Below are 19,682 nucleotides of genomic sequence, written 5' to 3'. Positions count from 1 at the left end.
CATGGTGAAACGCGCTGGGTGATTATGAAGGGTTATGGCAGTTCGTGTTTGTTTTTGTCGAATAGTCCAAACGATATATTAAATTCCGTTCGCATATGTTCAACATATGTAACTTTTTTCCTCTTGCCGGAACAGCGGCTTTCACCTTTAACCGACGGGTTCGGGCCAATCGCACCAACGGTTCCGCCATGCTCATGTCGTTGGTTATAATCTCGATGAGGCCTTTGTCCGGCAGCAGAAAAATGAGTCTTTGGACCCACTCCGAATCGACTGCGATACAGACGAACCTTGTACGCAGCATTCCGTACTCGATACGGGCGGCCAGCAGATGACCCGAACCGAAGAAGACGGCCAGCTGATGATGGTCCCGCGAAACGTTGACCGCCTGCTCGTCCAGCATGCTTCGCAGCGCGTTCAGCCGGACGTACATGTCCTTGGCCTTCTCGAACTGCAGTCGTTCGGACAAAGCCTCCATCGCCTTCTCCATCTCTCCCGGCATCCCGCCCGGATCGGAGAGCAATTGGAGCACGCCGGACATACGCTCGTCGTACTGCTCCTCCGTCTCCTTAAGCTCGCATATTCCTCCGCACTTGCCCAAATAATAGCGCATGCACAGCCTGCTCGGGAGCGGTTCGCACGTGCGCAGCTTGTAGTTGTCGATTACGAATTCCAGCGCATAATTGCGGAAGACAGGATTGGGAAAAGGTCCGATCAAACGTTCCCCGCCGCTTGCGCCCGATGCGCGCGGAGCCTGCCGTTCCCGGTCGGCGGAGAGCAGGCGGGGCACCGGTTCTTGCGTTACGGCGATGTAGGGGTAAACGGAGCTCTCCCGCTTTTTCGCGCGGTTGTAGGGCGGCTTGTAATACTGGATCAAATTGGTTTCCAGCGTAAAGCTCTCGTTTTCGTTTCGCACGATCATGATTTCGATATCGGCGATTTCTTGGACGAGCTGCGCCACCTTCGGCCGATCCGGCTTGGACTGAAAGTAAGAACAGAGCCTCCGGCGCAAATTGACCGCTTTCCCGACGTACAGCAGCTGCCCGCTCCGGTCGAACATCAGATAGCAGCCGGGCTCCTCGGGGTATCGGTCAGGCTCGAAGCAAAAACGGTCCACGTTGTTCCCTCCGGTTGCTTAATGCTTTCATCGTAACAGATGCGGCGGCAGCCAGTCAGCATCTTTTTATGACCGGCTTGCATGGAGAAGCCCCCTGCGGGACAACCGCAAAGGGCTTCTCTATCGATTATGGATGATGCCGGATCAGTCGGCTGCTCCCGACAGCTCGCGCATCAAGCTATTGACGCCGGCGCCGAGCCTCTCCGCCGCTTGCACGGAAATTTTATCCGATTGCTTCCGCAAAGCGTCAAGGAAATCTCCCAAATGCTTGAGCGCTTGTACCGGATGTCCTTTCTCCCCTTGATCCTCCGCCTGCTTCAGCCGGTTCTCAAGCTGGCTCCGAAGCGAAGAGTCCAGCTCCCCAAGCGCGGCATACTTATGGATCAGCTCCTCCAGTGCACGGAAAAATCCGTGTATCGGAGAACCTGCTCCTACGACCGCCCATGCGGTATGGCCTCCGTAAGAAGCGGTGATGACCGCTCCCCCGCTGCCGACCGCGGTAATGACGCCGTTCGCAACCGAAGCGACCCCGGGATTAGAAGAGGCGAAAGAGGCCAGTGCCGTTATATCCGAACGGCGGCCATCCCCGTAAACAGCAGTAACAACTGTTCCTCTCGAGGTTCCGATCGGCATCAAATATAAATTCGAATCAAACCCGATTTTCGCTATTCCGGAAGGATCGAGTACATGTACCGTTCGCGAGACGGGCTGCGCGGCATTGCCCGCCGCATCGGTCACCCGGAAAGTCAACTGATACGTTCCCGGCACGCCCGTGTTCACAAATCCTGCAACTTCTACCCGTCCGCCTACGCTCGGGTCGAGCTGATCCTCCGCTCTGGCACCCGGGTCGGCATAGGTGCTGCCCATTAACACCGACATCTCCGGACTGCCGTTCAAGATCAGCACGGGAGGCGTCTTATCGATCCCGATAACGGCCTGCTGGGGCGTCTCGACGTTGCCCGCGCCGTCGACGGAACGATACTCGAACGCATGCACGCCTTCTCCGGTCAAGTATACGGAGTCGGTCACCGTGGACCAGTTTCCGCCGTTCAGCCTGTATTCCGTCCGATTCACTCCCGACAACAGTTCGTATGTGCTGAAGGTGACCGTCACGTCCCGATTATTGAACGTTCCCGGCCCGCTCTTGCCGTCGATATGCGCTGCCGTTACCGGAGGAACGATATCCCGCTCTCCCATATAGGTCAACGTATAATCGCCCGGGGCTCCGTTGAAGTAGAGCACGCCGCCTTCCGCGGTAACTTCTCCCCATACTTGCTGCCCGCCGCCGTCGATTTTCCACGATCCCGCCGCCAGATCGGCGACTATGAATTGCAGCTTCGGTTGGCTGGCGTAGACCGAGAACGATACGGTTCCGCTCTCCCGGTCGCCGGACTTGCTGAACAGAGCCACGACATCGGCTACAGCCGCCCCTACCATCCGCTCGGATTCGATCTTGTCGGTCGAGAGCGGTGCCGTACTACCATTGTCCATTACTTGCATCACGTTCAGGAAATGGTCGGTTTCCGCCGGAGCTTGCGGCGAAATTTGTACCCGCCACGCCCCCGCTTCGACCGTATGCTGTCCAGCCGGCCGCGAAGGCTCCTGCAAATAATTCGTTCCGAAAACCTCGAATTCCCGACCGGGTCCTCCGATTTTCTCAATCAAGGCGTTGCCGGCCTGCGGCAGCAGCGTCTCATTGACCAGCTTGCCGGAATAACCCGCTTCACTCCGCACGATCGTTGTCGTGCCGCCTGCAACCTGCGGCTCTTCCATGCTGTGCAGCAGCCAATATTTTTTGAAGTTCGGGTCGGAGGAGACGACCTTGTCGTATACGATCATCGCGGCAGGATGACTGCTGTCCTTCATGTTCAAGAACAAGAACGATCGTTTGAACTGCTCCACTTTATCCGTATAAGCGGCCGTCAAATCTCCCTTCATATAGCTGAAAACCGGTGCGTCCGGATCCGGTCCGAACTGATGGCCTTCCACAATCCCGTTATAGTAGTCTTTGCCGAGCAGATCGTCCAGTTTGCCCGCTTCCGGAAGCTTCCGCTGCCCTCCGTCATTTGCCCAATCGCTGTAGAACTTCTCCGCCGGATCATAGACGAGCATCGAATTATGCGCGATCGTCCGCTTGTAGTAATGTTTGTCATGCTCACTGCCATAGGCTCCGTGCACACCCTGGTACATGCCCGAATCGATGGCGAGACCGCCTTTGTAATAAAGCTGGAAGCTGCCCATATCCAGATGCTGGTGATTGCCGAACTGGTAGTTGCCGATCTTCATCTCGGCCACCACGTCGGACGCCCTTGTCCCCGGACTATCCATCTCCCATCCGGTGCGGGCGATCATCGTCCCGTACGGGAATCCGAAGTAGCGGGTGAGCGGCAATTCGCCGACCGGCCTGGCCGCAAGCTCCGGATCGATGAACAATATTTCCACGAGCGGATTCGAGCCCATCGTATACTGCCGCAGAAACTCGTCCTGCAAATACGGATCCCTGTAATACGAAGCGGCCAAAGGAATGACCGACGTATATTTCCAATAAGCTCCCGGCGCGCTGGAGTTTTGCCAGGACGTGTCTCCGTCGCGCATCAGCTGTCCGTCGGGCCGGCGCAGATAGAGGCCGCGGTACAGCGTATCGCGCTGCTCGTCGACGAACACTCCGGGGTACCCCATCCGGGCGAACATCCATTGCGCCCACAGTTCGGGCATCAGGCGGACGCCGAAGCCATAAGAATCGCCTTGATGGTGCATGCCGGATAAATACCAGAAGTTTCTCGCCGGAACGAATTCGTTAAAAAACCGGTTGGCCGACAAATTGTACATCTCCGGATCTTCGCCGTATATCGCGATGCCGGCTGCCAGCAAATCTTTCATCAGCATATTTTCTCCGGAATGCCCCGTAATCGAGCCGCCGCGGGTCGGAGGATACCCCATTTCCATCTGTCCGGCGAGATTTTTCATCTTGGAGATGAAGGCGGACTTCTCTTCTGCAGTCAGCAGCGGGTAGCACCAATCGTACGTAACGGATGCGGCGTGAATCGTATCCCCGATCGGCCTGAACGTATCCAGCCCCGCGTAGACGGCGGTATCCATGAAATTAAGAATCGTCCGGATTGCCAGCCGGCCGCTGGCGGCGTCTCCGGTCAGCAAATATTTCATCGCGTTGTACTCGACCGCATTTTTGAGGGCGGCCGAATAGTTGGATTGGCCGACCGGCGGCGGATCCAACAAGCCCGGCTCCTTGCCCATTCCGAGATCGACGAGCCTCCAGCTTTGTCCGTCGCCGGATACGTAGATGTCGAAATAGGACGTGCGGATATTGCCGCTATACCAAGCGATGCCTATGTCGGTTACTGCGGAGGAAGCCCCGAGGTCGTATTGGATCCACTCCTCCCTGCCTTCCGCCGACCATCTGGACTCTTGATCGAGATTGCCGTCGATCGTGTTGTTGCCGTCATACTGGCGGTCCTGGCTGCTCCAGGAAGCGCTCTGCACGGGCAGCTTGACCAATTGAGAGGCGGAATTGCGCGTGTAAATCTCCGTTTCCGTTATCGAATTCCATTGGTTGGTCGAATTGCCTCTGCCGAAAACTTTCACATAGCGGGTGTTTTCCGCTGCCGGGAAAGCGTACTGCTCGATCGCAAGCGATGCCCCGCTGCTCCTGCCCGTATAAACCGGAATGTAGCTGAGACTGTTCAGCTTGCTCCAGATCGGCTGGAATGCGGCGGTTTGTATTTTCGCCTGCAGCTGAGGTACGAGCTCCGGCGTTACGTACACTCGCGGATGCACCGCCGGCGGTTTCGGCATGCTTTGCACCGTGAGGCTTGTTTTTATCGGCATCTGCAGTGCCGCTTCCGTGTAATCGGCATCCCTTACCGTTACCGGGAACGTCGTCGTGTAATATCCCGCCTTGACCGCGCGGGCCAAATATCTGCCGTTCGGGACCGTCCGGTCCATCGTGAACGTGCCGTCCGCCGCAGATACCGCAGTCCCAAGTACAGTCGTGTAAGCAAGATCGTCATCGTCGTATAGGGATATATTGGCTCCTGGGATCGGTTGGGCTGTAACGGGCAAATACACTTGTCCGCTTACGGTATAGCTTGCCGCAGCAGTATCCTTCGCGAGGGAAACGGCTCCGACCCCGGTACCGTTGCCACCGACCTCGACAGCCGCCGTCCCGCGCAAGTAACCGTCTTTCGACGCTCGGACCACGTAACTTCCATTCTCCATGCTCCGGCCGAACGTATATTTCCCGTTACTATCGGTTACCGCTTTATCTAGCGGTGTGGCGAAGCCTGTATCGGCGGCGTTGTAAAGATAAGCGGCCGCCCAAGCTACCGGGGAGCCGTTCGAGCTATCCGTCACAGTCCCGCGAATGAGGCTGATTTCCGACACGCTCACCTCGTCGAAATAGATGACGCCCGTATTGGCCAGAGCGCTGTACAGAACGACGCTTGCTTTAACCGCGCCTTCCGGTGCGACCAGCGTCGCCGTGACATTGCGCCACTGACCCGGTGCCGCCCCGGCTCCCGTCGATTTTTGATCGAGCTGCTGATTTGAGGCATTGTAGAAGCGCAAATAAATAGCTCCGGAACCGCTCTCTACGCGCGCCTTCACTTCGGCCGTATACTGCCGGCCGGGAACGACCGGGAATTTGTCGCTTTCCATGCCGAAGGAGCTTGTGGACGAGTTATCGTCGATCTTTAGACTGCGTGTACCTGCAAAGGCCGCTTCGCCAGTCGAAGTCATTCGCTGCGCACTGCCGTAAGCTGCGGTCCATCCCGTCAATCCCGACTCGAATCCGCCGTTGGGAAGAGGTACCGAGGCGGACAGCGAGACGTTGTCGAAATAAGCGGTACCTACATTGACAATGCTCGTGGCGAGCACGATGCTTACGTTCACCGCCCCTGCCGGTACGGCCGAGCTGATCGTGACGTCGAACCATGCCGTTTGCGGGGAGCTTTTGTTCGAGAATACGCTGTGGATCATCGTTCCCGCCGAATCGTAGAAATACAGGTAGACCGATCCAGAGCCTCCCGATAAATACATTTTGGCCGATGCCGTAATCTGCTTGCCCTCCGCGACGGGATACTTGTCGCTGACCATGGCATACGATCCGTTGTTCTCCAAATCTTTGATTTTCAGGCTGAATCCACCCGAAAATTTGAGCTCGCTAGTTATCGTCATGTTCGTCGCGTTCCCATGCAGCCTGCTCCACCCCGTAAGCCCGGAGTCGAAGCCTCCGTTCAATAACGGCATCGTCTCCGCCCGGGTCTCTACGGCATACAGGGGGATCATCGTAAACACCAGTACGAGCATAAGCAGCCGGCAGACCAATCTCTTCATCAATTCGATCACTCCTCTAATTCCTTCACGATCTCGTTATCGCAAACGTCATCATGCGGGCCTGTCCGTATTGCTTCCATCACTCCTTGCCGTTTAATAATTGGCATAGTTGACATATAAATCGACCGTCGCATAAGTACCTGCCGCCAATCCCGAGCCTACCGAAGCGATCCGGATCGCGATCCGGTCCCCCGCATTGAACGAAGCCGCCCCTGTAAACGCTGCCAACTTGGGGTTGGACGACGAGGTCGAACCGGCTATTCCGCTCAGCCAGACAGCACCGTTCTTCCATACGTCGAAAGTAAAGGAAGCGGACGCGAGCGGCGCGCTTACGTAAATGGCATATTTGGCAAGCTGCCCGGCCTGGGGGAGGACGTATTCCTGGGAAGGATGGCTTTCCACGCGCTTCATAGCCGTTCCGGGGGCGGCCGCCGGCAAGTCTCCCGTATAGTAGTGGAGCGTATCTCCCGCTTTCGCCGTATTCACCCAGCGCGTGCCGTCCCATACGACCGGCTGCCCCAGGTCGGTATCGAAATAAGCGAAGCCTTTCTCGGAATTGAATTTGGCCGGTGCGGGCCGCTCGGCTGTCGTCCCTTTGCGCTTGGCCATCGAGATGCTCTCCGAATCGTGGTGGCTCTTCAGCATCGCGTAGAACTCCGGTTCGACCGGCGTGCCCGCGCCCGCGAAATAGTCGACGAGCGTTTTGGACAATCTGGTATTGAGATGATTGTACCGCAACGTATTGTTTACGTTTATAAAATCATACCGGCCAAGCAGATCCGGCCGCTCCGTCCCGTCCAGAACAGGGGCGTGTACCGTGCAATTTACAAAAGATACTCCGTGTACGGCGCTCAGCGAGTACAGCAGCTTACCGTCGTCTACGGCGTCCGCCTTGATCCGGCAGTTGTCGAACACGATGCGCCCGCGCATCGGCCCGCCCTCATAAGCATCGAGACAGTTGATCGTGCATTGGTTGAAATACGCATCGGCAATCGCGCCTTTAAAATGTCCGAAAAAATCGCCGCAATGGATCATATCAATTTTCGGGTGCAGCGCATACGGATCGTCATAGGCAGCCGTGCCAAGCGCGTTCAGCAAAAAATTGACGTTTGCCGTCGACTGCGACGCCTGTCTCGGCACTTTCTCGCTCTGGATATTGACAAAGCGCATGTGGCAGTTAGGCGTCACCTGATTCGCATCGTAGCCTCCCGGCTTGCCGAGGTGGAAGCTTAACGGATTCGCGATCTCCAGAATGCGTACGCCCTTCTCCCGACCGACGACGCTTACATCACTAAACTCGATGGTTTGCGGGAAAAACAACCTGGCCGATGTGCTCGTAATTTTGGAAAACGTGGCGATCTTCATGATTCGGCATACGCCGGTCGGATTCGGAATGCCGGTGTAATCGAAGATGAAATCCTCCACTTTGATGGACCGCCCGTATCCGATCGGATATTTGTAGTCGAAATTGGCGGGCACACAATGCAGCGCGACAGCCTCGGCGGTACCGCTCGTTACGACCAGCCGGCAGTTGGACAGCCGGATGTTGCCGTCCCACTTGGCTCCGTAATCTACGCGAAAATCGATGAACCGGCTGCCGAACCGCTTCGTGTTCTCAATGAACAAATCTCCGCCCCCGGTGAGCGTAAAGCCGCGGTAGCCGATCTCAGAATCTTTCACGTACAAGTTCCAGCAATGAAAGTGAACGTCTACGCGGTTCAGGCGGCACCCTTCGATGCGGAAATTTTTGAATAGATTCGTGCCGAATACGCCCCAGTGAACGTTGCTTCCTTCAGCGGTAACATTGCGGAACGTGGCGTTCAGCACCCGGGCCCCGCCGATGCCGTACGTGCCTGCCGGAACATCGCGGTCAGTTCCTTCGCGGTCCTGCTCCCATGGAATGAGCCGGACATTTTCTAGCGTTACGTCGAAGACGTTGTTGAAATAATAAAACCCCGACCTCGGATCGAGCGAAACGTCAACCGCCCCTTCCTCCAGCCCGACCCATTGGTTGCGGATGATGGTGCGGCTGCGCCTGACCAAAATGCCGTTATGGAGGTAGGCCCCGTTAACGCCCGGGCTGGTTCCCGACATGTAGAACGTTCCTCCGTCAATGACCAAATAATTGTCGTCGCACGGATAGGCGATCAGGCTCGTGTAGCCTGTAAACGTCCAGGCGATGTCCCCGATCAGGCGACCGTGCTCCTCGACATAAAAAAATTCTTCCCTGTTCCATCCGTTATGGGTATAGCCGTAGCGAACCCCGATTTTGTCGTTGCTGTCGACGACAAACACGAGACTGTTTTTGTAAGGTGCCAATTCGGGGATTAAGGTAGTGCCCGGTTTCATCTGGCTGAGGAATGATGCCTTCGTCGCCGCATCGAATGCGATCGTTACCTCGCTCTTGCGGCTCGTTACCCGGAAGCGGGGATTCGACCTACTGTTGAAGCTTTCGTCGATATGAAACTTGGTGTGCCCCCAGCTCGCATTCGTCTGGATGACAATTTCGTTCGTTTGCTTAATCCAATACTCGCCGCTTAAGTTCACGACAGGCAACTCGCGGTCGTTCGCATAAGCATGAGCCTTCTTGATCTGCACGCCGTCATCGTTCGAACCGTCCCCTACGGCGCCGAATTGCTTGTAGCGGATACTGTCTCCGGGAAGCAGAACAGCCTGCAAGCCGTTCGCCGACAAGGAAATGACCCCGCCTCCGTCTTCCGGCAGCGTGCCGGACCGGATCACATAATCCGCTCCCCCTCCGTCGCCGGACTCGTAATAACCGGACGTGCTGGCGAGTATACCGTCAACCAGGCTGGCATCCGCCTTCATGTCCGCGACCGTCTCGTACAAGAGATGGTAGAGTCCATTTGCCATAGCCTTGCCCGGCGGATAACCGGAACCCGGCCCGTTTCCGTTATAGGTCGCCCCGGTCACCGTGCCACCCCCTCCATATGTGCTCCCCGACACCGTCGGGTTCTGGGCTGCAGCCGCTGCCTGTCCGGCGAGTATGGATTGCGCCGCCAGCGCAGCGCTCGCCATCCCGAACGCCGCCAACAGCTGACGCCTGCTGACCGGCGCCACAGTATTCCCATCCATCTGCTTTTGTTCATCCATTCGATCTCCTCCATTCGGTTTCCAAGCAGGAAAGCCGGTTTAGTTAGCACCCTGCTCCACCTTCGTGCAGCAGGGCTTCTGACCAAATCTATATGTGGGGTATCATGATGAACGATTGAATTGAACCTTAAGTAATCAAGCTCTGTCGTAAAGAACTATTAGATCTATAGTGATGCCGGCTTGATCGTCCGCCGCCCCTTCGGACAGCGAGAGCCTGATACCGATACGATCTCCTGCCGTAAATGCGGCTTCGGCGGGAAGCTCGATCAAACCGGACGATTCCACGCCCGTCGCACCGAGCCCGACCTGCCAAGGCTCGCCGTTCCTCACAATATCGAAAGTAAACGTCCCGGCTCTCTGCGGAGTCGCATCAACCGAATACGCCACTGCACGGCCGTTCGCGCGCAGCTTGTATTCTTGGGTCGGATGCCCTTCCATCCGCTTCATCTTGAGCTCGCCTGATGTGGTTAGTGCGGTACCGGAGGCGTAATAGTGCAGCGCTTCCTCCGGCTTTACGGGAAGCGTCCAGCCGCTTCCGTCCCAGACGACCATCTGGTTCGAATCGGTGTCGTAGTAGCCGAAGCCTGCCTCCGAGCCGAGCAAGCTCCGGTCCGGGCGCTGTGCTCCGGTCCCTTTGCGGCGGATCATGCGGATGCTTTCGGACTCGTGATGGCTTTTCAACATCGTTATAAATTCGGGCTCCGCCGGCGTCCCCGCTTTGGCATAATGGTCCGTAATTTCCTTGGCCAGCCGCGTATTCAGATGGTTGAAGCGCAATGTATGATTCATTTCGATAAAACCGTACCGGGCCAGCAGATCCGGCCTTGCTTGCCCGTCTACAAGCGGAGCCTCCACGATGCAGTTGACGAAACTGGTGCCAAGAGCGGCGTCCAGCGAGCAGAAGTTTTTCCCGTCGTCCTGTACGGACGCCTGGAACCGGCACCGGTCGAACGATAGTCTGCCCCGCATCGGTCCGCCCTCGTATGCGTCAAGTCCGCGAATCGTGCAGTCTTGGAAGGAAACATCCGCCGCACCGGCTTGCAGATGACCGAAAAAATCTCCGCAATTCACGAACTCGATCCGCGGATAAAGCGCCGCTCCATCCTCATATTGTCCGGTACCCGCCGCCTGCAGCAGGAAATGAACTTGCGTCGTCGATTGCGACGCCTGCGGCGGCAGCTTCTCCGTCTGTATATTCGCGAACCGCATATGGCAGTTCGTCTCCAGCCTTTGTCCGTCATATCCGCCTTGCTTGCCCAAATCGAAGCCGAACGGATTGCGGATTTCCAGCAGTCGGACTCCTTGCTCTCTTCCCGCCACAGCAACGTTTTCGAATTCGATGCGGTACGGGAAGAACAGCCGCTCCCCATGCTTCATTTTCGAGAATGCGGAAGTTTTCATAAGCCGGCATACGCCTTTGGCTTCCGGACTCCCGGTAAAATCAAAGACGAAGTCCTCCACCTTGATCGTTCTGCCGTAGCCGATCGGATATTTGTAATCGAAGTCGGCCGGGTTGAACAGAAGCCCGGTCGCGTCGCTATTTACATTCAATACGACAAGCCGGCAGTTTCGCAAGCGGATATGACCGTCCCACTTGGACCCGAAATCGTTGCGGAAATTAATGAAGTTGTTCCCCATCACCGTCGTGTTATCGATGAACAGGTTGCCCCCGCCGGTAACCGTAAGCCCGAATCGGCCGATTTCCGAATCCCGCACGTACAGGTTCCAGCAATGAAAGTGCACGTCGATCCGGTTCAGCCGGCAGCCTTCGACGCGGAAGTTTTTGTTCAGATTCGTACCGAACACGCCCCAGTGCACCTGACTCCCTTCCGCCGTAACGTTGCGGAACGTGGCTCCCAGTATGCGGTTACCCCCGATGCCGTACGTTCCGGCCGGAACGTCCTTGCCCTGCCCGCCCCTGTTTTGCTCCCATGGGATGAGCCTTACATTTTCCAGCAGAACGTCGTATACGTAGCTGAACGTGTAGAAGCCTTGGCGGGGATCGAGCGCAACATCGGCTTTGCCGGGCTCGAGGCCGACCCATTGATTGCGGATCACCGTCCGGCTGCGCTTGATGACGAAGCCGTTGTGGCGGTATCCCTCATAATTTTTGCCGGGGCTGTCGCCCGACATATAGAACGTTCCTCCGTCAATGACGAGGTAGTTGTCGTCGCACGGATAAGCGGTCAAGCTCGTATAATTTTTGAATGTCCATGCCAAATCGCCGATGATGCGCCCGTGCTCCTCAACGTAGAACAGCTCTTCCCTGGCCCACGATTGGCCGTTATACTGCTCCCCGTAACGGAAGCCAATCTTGTCATTGCTGTCGGCTACGACTACAAGGCAATTTTTGTAGGACGCAAGCTCCGGTATAATCGCCGTACCCGGCTTCAGCTTCGCCAAGAAGGACGCTTTGGTCGCGGCATCCAATGTAATCGGGCTCGAGTTTTTGCGGCTCGTTACCACAAATCGCGGGTCCGACTTCGAGTTGAACTTTTCGTCGATATGGAACTTGGTGTGCCCCCACTGTACGTTCGTGAGGATGCTGATCGCATTCGTCTCTTTGATCCAATATTCGCCGGACAAGTTCACAACCGGAACTCCGGACCTGTTGGCATAGGCGTGCGCCTTCTTGATCTGCACCCCATCGTCGTTCTTGCCGTCGCCGACCGCGCCGAACAGCTTGTAGTTGACACTTGCGACCGACAGCAAATGAGCCTGCAGCCCATTCGACAAGTTGATGACGCTGCCTCCGTCAGCCGGAAACGTATCCGCTTTCACTACATATTCGGCGCCTCCGCCGTCGCCCGCCGTATGATAGCCTGTCGTACGGATCGTCATGCCTTCGGTCAAATCGGGTGCGTTCTTCAGTTCAGCCAATGTGTTCGGCATAGGACTACTCCCTCCACTGCGATCCTCCGCTATCCGTTTCCGGGCCAATATGACCGAGGATCCGCCTAGCGTCAGGACGGCGCCCGCCGTCCCCATGATGGCGAGCATTTTTCTCCGGCTGATCGATTTCTTCCCGTCCGTGCGTTCGAATTCCTTCCCGTTCTCGGACAATGATACTCCCCCTTGTACACGCTTCATTTCACGGCGAGACGCGATTGATTATGCTTTATGTGCTCCGCTCGTTTCAACGGCTGACTTTGATTTTCATCGACTCCGACACGATTGTCGTTCCATCCAGCGTTACTTCCGCGCGGACCTCGGCATCCCCGGCGGAGTGAGCGGTTACCAGACCGTTCCCCGCTACAGTAAGCACTTGTGGATTGCTGGTGGAATAACGTACGGTCGCAGCTTGGAGGTCCGCCGGCTTGCCGTTTGCAAGTACGCCCTCGGGCCTAAGCGATAAAGTTCCGCTTAAAGGGAGAATCGGTTTGTAGCCGTTGATGTGGACCGATTGCAGCTTGACCGGAATCCGGTAAACATCTTTACCCGACAACGAATAGTAGACGCTCCCGTCGCTGCCGAGCGCGATTACGCCGGCCTTCGGAGCCAATTGGTCAAACTCCAGCGTCTTCGGATCAATGACCGTTATCGCGAGCCCGATCGTCGAGTAAATGTAGCCATCTTCCCCGAATAGAAGATCAAACGGCCGCCAGCTGCCCGATTTGTCCAGCTCCGGGGAGTAGAGGGCGCGGCTTTTAACCGTGTCGAGCGTAGCCGGATCGAGCGCGAAGATGGCGCTGCCCGTCGCTCCCCATAGAAGTCCGTCCGGACCGAAGGCAAGGTTGCCGATCATCGGCGGCTTATGTCCCGGAAGGTTCAGCGGGCGTTCCGCAATTTTCCGTTCGGCCGCCACATCCCATATGAATAGCTTGGCTTCCGTCTCGGTCGGCGATATGCCGAGCCCTCCCTTTACGGTAGTGCTTCCGTACAATTTGCCGTTGCGGTAAGCGAGACCGGTAATGCTCTGATTGCGGACCAGACGGGAATTGTCGTATTCCTTCCACGTATTCGCCGTTTCGTCGTAGACGGTCAGCTTGCCTCCCAGATGCCCGTAATCCGGAATCGTCCCGACGAACAGCTTGTTGTCGCCGGATGCAAACACATAAGGCCGGTCCTGCTCCCGGATGTCGTAGGCGCGATACGGGTTGTTTCCGGCCGCCGTCCCGTATTGCCAAGGCTTCGCCGGATCGTACTTGAATATTTGCGCTCCCCCGTACATCCCGAAATACACTTTCCCGTTCAAGAAACCGACGCTTTCCGGCTGCAGCGTATGATACTGATGGACGAGAAAGCTTCTTGCCGACGGGTCGTATACGCTCACGCCCTGGTGGTAGCCTCCGAGATACAGCTTCCCGTCCGGACCGGCCTTCATCGAATGTGTCTGCACCGGCGACCCGGCCACATCCAAACGGACTTCGACCGCCTTGCCCGAAGCGGGATCGAACAGAAAGCTATCCCCGTACGAAGTTACCCCGGAAAGTACGCTTTTCCCGGCGAACTGTCCGGCTGAAGGACGTACCCAGCCGAGCGTCTTCATGGACGTAGTGGCTAAGGAAGGCAATGTCCCCGCTTCCTGACGGATCCCGGTATCGAGACGATAGCTGAATATTTTGTTACCGCTCGTAAAGTAAACGAGGCTTTGCTGCTCCGGATAAGGCGGCGAGATTTGTCCGCCGTAGCTGAATGTATCTACTGGCTTCAAAGTCGATTCGTCAACTACGTATACGGACCCGGAAGCGATAAACAATTTTCCGCCATAAATTTGGACATCGTTAATGAACGTGCTTGCTGACGGTATAACAATGTCCGTCTTCGCCCCGGTTTCCCTGTCATACCGGACGACGATGCGCGGCTCCGCGTCTGCGAACGTGCCCAAGCCCGCATAGACGTAACGGTCGGTTACCCCGAGACCGCGCACGTATTCTTTCCCCTGCTTCATCGTCCCCAAATCTTTGAAGGCGCTCGTCTGCGTATCGTATTCGAACATTTTCCCTTGCGGATATACCGCGCCATACAGATAGCGGCCGTCTGGCGTGGCATCTATATCCCATACGAAGCTGCCCGAAGGATTAACCCCAAGATCGGTTATGTTCCGTTCATTCGGGGAATAGCGGAACAGCCGTCCGTTTTCCGAGCTTGCGAAATAGACGTTCCCATTCGACGAGTGAGTCATCGCCCACACGATGCTGGCTCCGGTAACTTGCCGGGAGAATCGCTTCTCTCCCGTCGCCGCGTCCAAGGCGTAGAACGTTCCCGGTGCCCCGTTGGCAAAAAAGTAGGCCTCCGCTTTTCCGTCTTGCCCCGTCCCTAAGGCTGCCGATTGGCCGAGCTTGTTCAGCACAGCATCGGGAATCGTTTGCACCGGCCCGAACCGTTGTTTCATCGAACTCTCTCCTTTTTTAAAAAGCGTAATGTCGTCAAAATAACACGAACATGTCGTCTTTGCTCCCGAGTAGGGCAGCACCCTTACCCCCGAGGCACCTTCCGGCACCGTTCCTTCCACCTTCGCGGGCAACCAGCCGCCTGACGTCGGACCGCTCGTCCATGCGGTCGCATAGCTGTGATGCTGCCCCGCCGCATTGACAAACTCCATGTACAAAATCGCAGACCCTTGCTCCACACGCACAAATGCTTCCGAACGGAACTTGTCGCCCGGCCGGGCCGCAATAACGACGCTCCAAGCCCCTCCGTTTTTCAAATCCGAAGCATCCTCTATTTGGAGACTTTGCCGGCCGCTGTAATATTTGCTGCTCGACAGCGCGGCTCCCCCTTGACTGACCGGAGTCCAACCGGGTATTGCACCTTGTTGCGCGGCAGCTTCAAATCCTGGATTTTCAAGCAGGTTTTCCGACGTCTCTGTTGTCTCAGCTAATGCTCCGCTAGGCTCGGACGATTTCCCGAGAAGAGACTGCGGTGTTCCGAAGCCGGACAGTACGACCAACACCGATAACAGCATCATCGCAAGCAGACCGGCAAACTGGCTTGTTCTCATGGAGCCATCCTCCTGATTCGAAAATGGAAATGCCGCCAACCTTCCCCTTCAGGAGGACGACGGCATACGGGGCCGGGTTATCCGGAAAACGCAAACTTCCCGGTTGGTATAGATTGTCAACTTTGCTGGTTCTATTATTGCATATTAATGTCAGCGCTTCCATAATGAAATCTTATTTGCTGTGTCTTAAATAAGAGAAAAAATGCCTCTACTATTTATTCCCAATCGGGTGTAAGATGTGCACAACAACGAGATCAAACTTCATTCACTTTTAAAATAAGCGAGGGGATTTACGTATGGCCCGAAAAGTGACCATCAGTACGTTCAATTTCAATTATTGCCCCGTTGATCCGAGCGGGAACGCCGAACAATCCGTCAAACGAGTGACGAATTATTTGGAGCACAAGCTCAACCAGGTTTGGCCGGACCGGCCCGATTTGATCGTGCTGCCCGAATGCTGCGATATGCCAGCCGGCTGCACAGGAGAGAACTTGCGCATGTATTACCGCGAGCGCGGGGACCGGATGCTGCAGTTTCTGGCGGAAAAGGCGAAGGAGCGTCATTGCTATATCGCCTATCCTTCGATCAGACTGCTGAGCGACGGGACCTGGCGTAATTCCGTCCGCTTGATCGATCGCAGCGGGAATGTAGTCGGAACTTATGACAAAAACCACCCGGTCATTGTGGAAATCGAGGAAGATGGCATCCTGTGCGGACAAGACGCCCCGATCATGGATTGCGATTTCGGCCGGGTCGGATGCGCGATTTGCTTCGATCTCAACTTCGATCCTCTGCGGACCCGATACGCCAAGGAAAGCCCGGACCTGATCTTGTTCCCTTCCATGTTTCATGGCGGATTCATGCAGCAGTATTGGGCATATTCGTGCCGCGCTTATTTTGTCGGGGCGATTGCGGGAGGGTTGCCGGCTTCGATCGTTTCTCCCGTCGGCCAAATCGTGCGGTCTTCGTCCAACTATTATGACTTTATGAGCGAAACTGTCAATTTGGACTTTGTCGTGGCGCATCTTGATAACAACAGGCAAAAGTTCGAGGCGATGAGGCAAAAATACGGGAGGAAAGTAAAAGTTGCCGACCCCGGTTACCTCGGTTCGGTACTCATCTCCAGCGAAACGGACGAATTTTCCGCTCAGGATCTCGTCCGCGAATTTAATATTGAGCCGCTGGACGATTATTTGGCGAGGTCTTTAGCCCGTCATCGTAAGTCGGCTTCGGACAATAATTGATGACACGATTGTGCAAAAAAATCGGAAAGATGGATAAAGATGCTTTCCCGGATTCACCCTATCATAGTAAATAGTTCCATACGAAAGGAGAGAATCGGTAATCGTTGTCCAGTCCGAGTTTTTACCATTGTGTTAACGCTTCCAAAAAGTTCATCGTTTGAGGAGGAACATGCAATGCAGAAACAACTGGATTCATTTGCGGATGCGGGAAATCAACAATCGGGGGAGCACGCCGCAATCAGCAGGAGGAAGCTGCTCGCTGCCATCGGCATGACCGGAGCCGGCATGGCCGCCGGAGCGCTGATGAGGGACGGAATCGGATTTGCAAGCAGAAGGGGCTCCATTGCGGAGACCGTATACGGATCGTCGGCACAGTGTGACGAATGTGTTATCCTGGCCACGATAGCGGAGCTCAGATCCATGGCCTCCACAGTACCGGGGAGCATTTTTTACGTAACCGATACGGGTCAGGAAGGACATTTCTACTACGATCCCGGCGATTCCGTTTCACCGGATAATACGGGCCTTGTTCTGGTCAGTACCGGCGGATATCGATTCAAGCGGATCTATGACGGCCCGGTCAATGTCAAATGGTTCGGGGCGAAAGGCGATGGGAGTGCAGACGATACCGCAGCCATACAGGCCGCTATCAGTAGCCTGACAAGCGGAGGTGTTGCGTTTCTGCCTTCATCGAGTTATATCGTCAGCTCGACTATCATTATTCCCTACTCTTACGTTAAGATCATGGGATGCGGAAGCTCGACAGTAATTAAAGCGGCCAACACATCGAACTATGAAACGATGATTTCAGCCAACGGGCTTAACGGCATTGAGGTTTCCGATCTGGTCGTGGATGCCAATCAGGGGAATCGGACCGGTTTAACGAATCGAACGGTCGGGATTTTACTGGCAAGCTGCACGGATTCGTCCGTGGACAATTGCACGGTACAAAATACCATAGGGGCGAATGGTATACCGGGTGTGGGGATCGCACTTGGCGGTGTTTCGGTCCGCTGCAAAGTAACCGGCTGCATTCTAAAAGACTGCGGCGTCGCCGGCAAAGCGTCGGACGGTGTGTATACGAGCGGTACGCAGAACCTGATTATGAACTGCATCGCCCTGAATTGTACGGATACGGGCTTTGTCATTGAAAAATCCAACTTATCGGGAATTATCGGCTGTACGGCCAAAAAATGCGGAGCGGGGGCCGCCATTACAAACGCTTCAGCGAACGACGTTACGGGAAACTTCATTGACGGGTTGACCATCTATGATTGGAGCGCATCGAATACGGGAGGTATCCAAATCGGCACCCCCCTCGCCGTACCAGGGGCTTTGCTGAACACCAGAGTGTCCAATGTAACGATGGAACGGGTAGCGGGTTCGGGCCCGTCGGTGTATGCCAGACAACAGGGCGGGAAGATTATCGGCTTGACACTGGAGAACATCCGGATCAATGGGGCAGGAACGCAAGGCATCTTGTTTACCGCAACCGACATTTTGATTGCAAATTGCCACGTCTACAATACGACAAATGCGGGTATCCAATCGTTGGGTGTTTGCGAGCGGGTCATTGTAGAAGGCTGTTACATCTACGGCGGTTCGTTCGGGATCGCCCTCAGCACCGGCTGCTCGGACTGCCATTTGGTCGGAAATGTCATCATAGGCATAACAGACCAAACCAATTACGGCATCTACTGCTTCGGGACCGAAACGAACATCAACTGTATCATGAACACGATTGAATACGTCAAGATTCGTAAAATCGGTTATGACGCAGGAACTACGCCGAAAATATTTTCCACGGCGAACGCCAGCATCAGTACAAATGCAGCCGCTTCCGCCACTACACTTGGAACGCTTTCGCAAAAAATTCAAATTTTCGACAAAGATGGGAGCTCTATCGGCTTTATTCCGATCTACAGCACGATTTCTTAAACACCGTGAACGCTTCACGATCTCAAGCCCCGGGGGATTACGGATCACTTCAGGTATGCTTGTGGTTGGCGATTCTCGCCCGGACGGATCGCGCATATTCGGTCGGCGTCATATTCGTCATCCGCTTGAATTGGCGGGAGAAGTAATGGACGCTGCTGTACCCCAATCGTTCGGCGACTTCGGTATAATTGTAAGACTCTTGGCGAATAAGCGCTTTTGCCTTTTCGATTTTGAGATTGTGGAAATATTCGATAACGCCGGAACCGGTTTTCAATTTGAACGCGCGCGACAATTGGGAACGTCCGACGGAAAAATGGCTGCAAATATGTTGCAGCGTGAAATTGCATTCCAGGTGATTCGACATGTACCCGATAATTTGTCGGGTCAAATCGTTTTCCATGTTTTCGTTCGTTGTCGATGCAAGCTTCGGCATACTTTCCGACTGTTTCAGCCTGCGGATAAAGTGAATGAGGAGCTGCTCCAAATAAGTTTTGATCAACTGCTCGCTGCCGAACGGCGCATTTTTCTTTTTGTGAAGCACCCGTTTGAAAGGCTTGTCAATCCGCGGAGTAAGCGCGTTATACCCCTCGTTGACAAGCAGCGTAAGCAGGAGCCTCTCCTGTTCGTTGATCCGGAATCTCATATTCTCGAAAAACTTCATCGCTTCCGAAGCGCAGTCGAACGTCACAATGATCAGATTGGGCGGCGATTTCTCATCGGAGCCGCCCCCGTGGAACTCGTTCGGCTTATAGAAGACGATTTCGCCTTGCTGCAGCCTGAACTTGCCGCTGTCCGTCCGCACCAGAAGCTCGCCTTTATCGACGTAAACAAATTCCCAAAAATCATGGCGTTCGCCTTTCGTGTAGTACGACCCGGACAGCTCGTAGTAATGGAATGTAATGATGTTGTCGATGACGATTTCTTGATTAAGAGTTACACGCTTATACGCCATTGATGATCGACTCCTTCACACGAG

The 19,682-nt window shown here is 55.4% G+C and carries 8 protein-coding genes; 2 read left to right on the top strand and 6 right to left on the bottom strand.

Annotated features, from left to right (window positions below; all coding sequences use genetic code 11):
- Positions 1–22 precede the first annotated feature (22 nt).
- The 5 genes from FE783_RS22945 to FE783_RS22925 all read right to left on the bottom strand — a co-directional run bounded on the left by FE783_RS22945 (position 23) and on the right by FE783_RS22925 (position 15,524).
- Positions 23–1,114 carry a GIY-YIG nuclease family protein gene (locus tag FE783_RS22945; RefSeq protein ID WP_138881731.1) on the bottom strand — a complete coding sequence of 364 codons (1,092 nt, stop codon included), beginning with the start codon at positions 1,112–1,114 and terminating at the stop codon, positions 23–25.
- Between the two features lie 144 nt (positions 1,115–1,258).
- Positions 1,259–6,466, bottom strand: coding sequence for a heparin/heparin-sulfate lyase HepB (gene hepB, locus FE783_RS22940; RefSeq protein WP_138881730.1), 5,208 nt, complete (start codon positions 6,464–6,466; stop codon positions 1,259–1,261).
- A 93-nt stretch (positions 6,467–6,559) separates the two neighbouring features.
- Positions 6,560–9,580 carry a hypothetical protein gene (locus tag FE783_RS22935; protein ID WP_138881729.1) on the bottom strand — a complete coding sequence of 1,007 codons (3,021 nt, stop codon included), beginning with the start codon at positions 9,578–9,580 and terminating at the stop codon, positions 6,560–6,562.
- A 135-nt stretch (positions 9,581–9,715) separates the two neighbouring features.
- A complete protein-coding gene (locus tag FE783_RS22930; RefSeq protein ID WP_138881728.1) occupies positions 9,716–12,643 on the bottom strand; it encodes a hypothetical protein in 2,928 nt (975 codons plus the stop codon).
- Positions 12,644–12,716: 73 nt separating this feature from the next.
- Positions 12,717–15,524 carry an Ig-like domain-containing protein gene (locus tag FE783_RS22925; protein WP_138881727.1) on the bottom strand — a complete coding sequence of 936 codons (2,808 nt, stop codon included), beginning with the start codon at positions 15,522–15,524 and terminating at the stop codon, positions 12,717–12,719.
- Positions 15,525–15,820: 296 nt separating this feature from the next.
- On the opposite strand from FE783_RS22925, the gene FE783_RS22920 reads away from it, so the two are divergent.
- Positions 15,821–16,768, top strand: a complete 948-nt coding sequence (locus FE783_RS22920) for a carbon-nitrogen hydrolase family protein (protein ID WP_138881726.1) — start codon at positions 15,821–15,823, stop codon at positions 16,766–16,768.
- Between the two features lie 174 nt (positions 16,769–16,942).
- Complete coding sequence (locus FE783_RS22915; protein WP_158301986.1) at positions 16,943–18,706, top strand: right-handed parallel beta-helix repeat-containing protein; 1,764 nt, start codon at positions 16,943–16,945, stop codon at positions 18,704–18,706.
- 49 nt (positions 18,707–18,755) lie between these two features.
- Here the strand turns inward: FE783_RS22915 and FE783_RS22910 are convergent, their stop codons facing one another.
- Positions 18,756–19,658 carry an AraC family transcriptional regulator gene (locus FE783_RS22910; protein WP_138881724.1) on the bottom strand — a complete coding sequence of 301 codons (903 nt, stop codon included), beginning with the start codon at positions 19,656–19,658 and terminating at the stop codon, positions 18,756–18,758.
- Positions 19,659–19,682: the final 24 nt, after the last annotated feature.

Source organism: Paenibacillus mesophilus (assembly GCF_005938385.1).
In the GTDB taxonomy this organism is placed as follows: Bacteria; Bacillota; Bacilli; order Paenibacillales; family NBRC-103111; genus Paenibacillus_AB; species Paenibacillus_AB mesophilus.
This window is presented reverse-complemented; position numbering and strand designations above follow the sequence as displayed.

Excerpts from the sequence above, each read along its gene's own strand:
- hepB (WP_138881730.1), bottom strand. The coding sequence starts at position 6,466 with ATGAAGAGATTGGTCTGCCGGCTGCTTATGCTCGTACTGGTGTTTACG.
- FE783_RS22935 (WP_138881729.1), bottom strand. The coding sequence starts at position 9,580 with ATGGATGAACAAAAGCAGATGGATGGGAATACTGTGGCGCCGGTCAGC.
- FE783_RS22925 (WP_138881727.1), bottom strand. The coding sequence starts at position 15,524 with ATGAGAACAAGCCAGTTTGCCGGTCTGCTTGCGATGATGCTGTTATCG.
- FE783_RS22920 (WP_138881726.1), top strand. The coding sequence starts at position 15,821 with ATGGCCCGAAAAGTGACCATCAGTACGTTCAATTTCAATTATTGCCCC.
- FE783_RS22915 (WP_158301986.1), top strand. The coding sequence starts at position 16,943 with ATGCAGAAACAACTGGATTCATTTGCGGATGCGGGAAATCAACAATCG.
- FE783_RS22910 (WP_138881724.1), bottom strand. The coding sequence starts at position 19,658 with ATGGCGTATAAGCGTGTAACTCTTAATCAAGAAATCGTCATCGACAAC.